General features: G+C 35.1%; 7 protein-coding genes. 5 read left to right on the forward strand and 2 right to left on the reverse strand.

Annotated elements, in window-relative coordinates; all coding sequences use genetic code 11:
• Window positions 1–502: 502 nt before the first annotated feature.
• A complete protein-coding gene (locus tag ABLT31_RS38070) occupies window positions 503–1,105 on the forward strand; it encodes a DUF3231 family protein (protein WP_367760920.1) in 603 nt (200 codons plus the stop codon).
• 51 nt (window positions 1,106–1,156) lie between these two features.
• The gene (locus ABLT31_RS38075) at window positions 1,157–1,483 is read left to right on the forward strand and encodes a hypothetical protein (RefSeq protein ID WP_367760921.1); all 327 of its coding nucleotides are present in this window, start codon (window positions 1,157–1,159) and stop codon (window positions 1,481–1,483) included.
• A 247-nt stretch (window positions 1,484–1,730) separates the two neighbouring features.
• Here the strand turns inward: ABLT31_RS38075 and ABLT31_RS38080 are convergent, their stop codons facing one another.
• Both ABLT31_RS38080 and ABLT31_RS38085 read right to left on the reverse strand, forming a co-directional pair.
• Window positions 1,731–2,105, reverse strand: coding sequence for a hypothetical protein (locus tag ABLT31_RS38080; RefSeq protein WP_367760922.1), 375 nt, complete (start codon window positions 2,103–2,105; stop codon window positions 1,731–1,733).
• Between the two features lie 2 nt (window positions 2,106–2,107).
• Entirely contained in the window at window positions 2,108–2,545 is a 438-nt protein-coding gene (locus ABLT31_RS38085) for a hypothetical protein (RefSeq protein ID WP_367760923.1), read from the reverse strand.
• A 349-nt stretch (window positions 2,546–2,894) separates the two neighbouring features.
• Here ABLT31_RS38085 and ABLT31_RS38090 point away from each other — a divergent pair, with 349 nt between their 5' ends.
• The 3 genes from ABLT31_RS38090 to ABLT31_RS38100 all read left to right on the forward strand — a co-directional run bounded on the left by ABLT31_RS38090 (window position 2,895) and on the right by ABLT31_RS38100 (window position 4,573).
• Window positions 2,895–3,089, forward strand: coding sequence for a DUF1090 family protein (locus ABLT31_RS38090; protein ID WP_367760924.1), 195 nt, complete (start codon window positions 2,895–2,897; stop codon window positions 3,087–3,089).
• Between the two features lie 254 nt (window positions 3,090–3,343).
• Window positions 3,344–3,871: a YsnF/AvaK domain-containing protein gene (locus tag ABLT31_RS38095; RefSeq protein WP_367760925.1), complete on the forward strand. Its 528-nt coding sequence runs from the start codon at window positions 3,344–3,346 to the stop codon at window positions 3,869–3,871.
• Between the two features lie 168 nt (window positions 3,872–4,039).
• On the forward strand, window positions 4,040–4,573 hold the full coding sequence (locus ABLT31_RS38100; RefSeq protein ID WP_367760926.1) for a YsnF/AvaK domain-containing protein: 534 nt from the start codon (window positions 4,040–4,042) through the stop codon (window positions 4,571–4,573).
• Window positions 4,574–4,675 lie beyond the last annotated feature (102 nt).

A 4,675-nucleotide genomic window follows, 5' to 3' on the forward strand; every position in this document is an offset into this window, starting at 1 on the left:
TCAGTAACGTTTTTTACTGATTTTTTTTGATCGTCCATTAAATATCTCCCTTTCTGATTTCATTTTATCCTGCAATTAAAGTTCCATTTTACCAACTTCGAAATTTACATTTTTTATCATTATATCTCAGTATTTCTAATTAGGCATCATACTAAATTCTAAAAATTCTAGTAATTATCAAGGTATTCTGCCCTTTACCGCTGCAATGAAACAGGAAACGGATGCCGTTCCCGTTCCCCAGCTATCGAATCCCGATAGCTTAATAACTAATCAAATATCATCTATGTTGAAAAGCCCTTCAGATGACAATTTAAGGGCTAAAAAATTAATTCAATCTTCTTTTTGATGGGGTAGCACCAAGATTTTTGACAAAACATACGTTAAGACATTTAATCCAAATAACATTATGAAGTGACGTGAAACTCGAAAAGATATTCGTCAGCATTTTATTCAGTCAAATGAGTCTGCTATCGAACTTTTCGATAAAATAACGGACGTATTATTGTCCAAAGGTCTATACTCAAGACCTTCCTATGTTCCTTACGAACGTGTTGACTTTGTTAAAAGTCAAAATCTTTTAACGGGTTGGTTTGGTGAACGAAGACCACTGAATGCCATCGAAATCAATAATATTTACTTCAATTTGAATAAAAGTATTATGGCTAGGGCGTTAGCCATTGGTTTTAGTCAGGTAGCAAAAACAAAAGAAGTTATTGATTTTTTGACAAATGCAATAGCTGTAGCCAAAAAACACATTGAAATTTTCTCCTCTGTTTTAGAAGACGATGACCTTACTACACCCATTCATTGGGATACGGATGTAACCACGTCCATAACTTCACCATTTTCAGATAAACTTTTGATGCATCAAGCAGGTTTCCTATTCCAAACGTCATTGGGATATTATGGGGCGGGATTGGCTACATCTATGAGAGCAGATTTAATCACACACTACAGTCGCACGATAGCAGAGAATTTAAAAGAGGCGGAAGATTGGGCTAATATCATGATTAAACATGGATGGTTAGAACAAGCACCCCAAGCACCAGACCGCAAAGAATTAGCAAAAGAGAAGATGATGGAGTGGTTTATACAAATACAATAGGAGAAAATATTTTGGAGTATAGCACTTCCAGGCTTCGGTCGAATTACCGAGTTGAAAGGTATTCCTGATGAGTGGTACAAACTTACTTTATCAACCGATATAGGAGGAGTTAAAAGACAAATTCAAAGTGATATTGAAAATGTGATATTTCCATACTTTGAACAATTTCGAACGATTGAAGATGTAATAAAAGAAATGAAGCGACTAGAAGAACAAAGTAGCCATGATTGTCCTCATTTTTTAACGATTCTTTATCATGCTTATGGTTATGAAGATGCAGCCGAGGAACGCATGAATAAACTTTATGCGGAACTAACGGGTTCCCAAAAAGAATTTACAAAAGAACTTGCTGAACGTTTGAGAATAAATTTAAAGTGAATTTGGAGAACAGATTAGTTAATAATTGCTAGACTAACGGGAATCTATTGTTAAGGATCGGATATCATCGATCCTCTTTGCTGTTGTTGTGCTAACGAGAGTAGATGACCGATTAAATTTTGAGAACAAAAGAAAGCTTAGGTATAATCGAAACTGCAATTACCTTAAAATTATTAACTCTCTTCTTTTTATAGTTTGGTAAAAGAGAAACTCCGCAATTGTTATTTACGGAGCTTCTGTATTAACCTTATCTTCTGTTATTTGGAGTCATGTTAATATCCTCATCATCAATAAACGTGTCATCTTGATCTGCGTCTAATATGTTATTGTCTCGGTCGTTTTTCTCTGGATCATTTCTAAATGGTGAATCGCCACGATTATTGACATTCGGAGCCATGTTTATATCTTCATCATCAATTAATGGGTCGTCACGATCTGGACCCAATATGTTATTATTTGGGTCGTTATATTCGGGGTCATTCCTCATTGGAGAATCTCCACGATTATTTACATCAAAAATTTGACGACGATCATTAACATCGTTGACATCTGCTGTGCCACATGCAGTTGTTAGAATAAGAGTAGACCATATGATGGAAAACAGGAAAACAATTCGCTTCATGATTACACTTCCTTTTGTGAATTAGAGTTGTTAACTGGATTCTCAATAATGGTTAAAGCCGTCACGGGTTGTTCAATATCATGGACTGCTTTTCCATCATAAAAAGAAGGTTGAACGGAATTTTGAAGAGGCTCTTTTTTGTTAAATACATTGGCAATCGGCTGAACCATTTGCTGCCACGTTTTCTTATTGTTACGCATATTTTTTATAGGTTGAGACATTTGGCTCCAGATTCCTCTTGCATTGAAATTTCTTGCAAGAGTAAAGGCAACAATGCCAACACCGACAACCCATAGCAATATGGTCATATTGTTGTTACGATTATTCGTCATGGGTTGTAGGATTCTTTGCCACATTCCTCTGTTATTACGAATTCTTGTCCAACTATAACTTGCTGAACTAATTCCTTGAGTTAATAGTGAAGCTAAAGCTCCTCGCATGCTATTCACCGCCTCTTTAATATACACCGTTTTTTTGTTTTAATTTATGCATTTTGAACAATAGGTAGGTTGTCCTAACTTCATGGTTATGTCACATGGGAATTAATGTTTTACTATTTAATAAGCCCCTTCAATATTCGTGTTGCTCACAGTGATAATGGTTTTTAGGAGTCGTAAAAAGGCTAGTGGTAAAAGTGCTTCGATTATAGACGTATGTGCTGTCCACCGCCACTTTGGGGATCGTTAGCAAAATAACCTATACACATAAAAGTTTGGTTAATAAATTAGACATCAGTCGTCCATATTATAAAGGCACTTTCAAGCACAAATAAATATGGGAGGGTTTTTCATGCCTAATACACCTAATGCACAAACTCCAGTAGCACAAGCTCAGAATGCGGTTAACCAAGCACAAAATACTTTAAATCAAGCACAAGCTAGTGGAAACCCACAAGCTATTCAATCTGCTCAATCAGGGCTTAATGCTGCACAGGCACAATTATCAATTGCACAAGCATCAGCTTCCGGAAATTCTAATCAATAAACACAAGGTTAATACCAAATTCAAATTTTTGCTGTCCGATAAGGATGGATTTTTTTATAAAATCACTCTTTGCTATCAGGATTCTGATAGCGTAATGAAACTGCTGCGGCTCGGCAGCTTCATTTTTTATTGAAGGGCAGTTATGCTCAAACTCAAAATTAAAGTAGGAAATGTAAAGTTAATTAGCGGATATTTAATCATTTGATACGGAATGATAAAAATCATGACTCCAAGGATCTCAAAGGGGTGTTTTTATGGGATTTTTTGATTTATTTACAGAAGAAAATAAAAACGAAAATCAAAATGAATTGATCAAGGTAAACCCAGCAGCAGATACAGAATTCGCAGAAGATGGAACCATTATCACGAGTGAAGAAAGTACCGTCGAGGATACCGATTCAAGAGACGAAGCAACTGTACGTCTTCATGAAGAGAAATTGGATATTCATAAAGAGCGTATAAGTACAGGAGAGGTTGTCCTTCATAAAGATGTTATTGAAGAACAAAAAATAGTTAGTGTTCCCGTTGCCCATGATCAAGTTGTAATTGAGAGAAGAACATTTGAGCCTGAGTTAACGAATGAAAGTATTACCGATGAGGAAACCTTTCATATCCCAGTAAGTGCTGAGAAGTTAGAAGTTGGTAAATATACAGTAGTAACTGGTGAAATCTCAGTTCATAAACGAGAAATTCAAGATACACAAGATGTCCAAGATGTAGTTCATAAGGAAGTAGTAAACGTGGAAACTAAAGGTGATATTGACATTATAGACCAAGTATAATAATAAAAAATGGACAATAAAATCCCTACTTAGCTTTAGGTTAGGTAGGTTTTTTCATACTCTTTTATAACAAATTTAAATGAAGGTTTCTATAGAGGTTCAACAGCTTATTAATTGTAGTTGGAACAATTTAGAAAGGCATTTTGGCTCGGAGGGAGGATACTTACAATGGACTATATTCAACTCATTCTAGGTGCACTGGTCGGAACTGTTTTTGGTGTAATTGTTGGTGTAATAATTGGAACATATATAAAGTACCCAGATAAACAAGTGATTAAATCTACCCATACTGACCTTGCAAGTCACCCTTCTCAAAATAAATTGAAACTAAAAGAAGAGAAATTGGAGATTACCAAGAGTAGGATCAAAACAGGAGAGGTTAAATTTTATAAAGAAATTGTTGAGGAGGAAAAAACTGTAACTGTCCCGTTGGAACATGAGGAATTAGTTATCGAAACGTTTGAAGTCCATGGTGACGAGAAAAAAAGGAAGGACGTAATTAGGATAACACTAAATAAGGAAGAGCTAGTGGTAACTAAACACCCAAAAAAAGTTTCGGAGGTTTCTATTTCAAAAAATTGTATTACAGAGATGAAACAAATTAAAGAAACATTAAAGAAAGAGCAAGCTTGTTATGAAGTAATTGGTATTGCAGATGTAAAAAATGAAGATTTATTAGAAGATGTACAGAGGATTCATTAAAGTAAGACGAAGACATAGAGTGTTTTTACATTTTTACTGTTTATTGTGCTATCCTGAAAATAACCCGCACTGCAGTTTGTTTTTTGGCAATACCAAATTAGA

The organism is Ammoniphilus soli (assembly GCF_040813775.1).

Excerpts from the sequence above, each read along its gene's own strand:
- ABLT31_RS38080 (WP_367760922.1), bottom strand. The coding sequence starts at position 2,105 with ATGAAGCGAATTGTTTTCCTGTTTTCCATCATATGGTCTACTCTTATT.
- ABLT31_RS38085 (WP_367760923.1), bottom strand. The coding sequence starts at position 2,545 with ATGCGAGGAGCTTTAGCTTCACTATTAACTCAAGGAATTAGTTCAGCA.
- ABLT31_RS38090 (WP_367760924.1), top strand. The coding sequence starts at position 2,895 with ATGCCTAATACACCTAATGCACAAACTCCAGTAGCACAAGCTCAGAAT.
- ABLT31_RS38095 (WP_367760925.1), top strand. The coding sequence starts at position 3,344 with ATGGGATTTTTTGATTTATTTACAGAAGAAAATAAAAACGAAAATCAA.
- ABLT31_RS38100 (WP_367760926.1), top strand. The coding sequence starts at position 4,040 with ATGGACTATATTCAACTCATTCTAGGTGCACTGGTCGGAACTGTTTTT.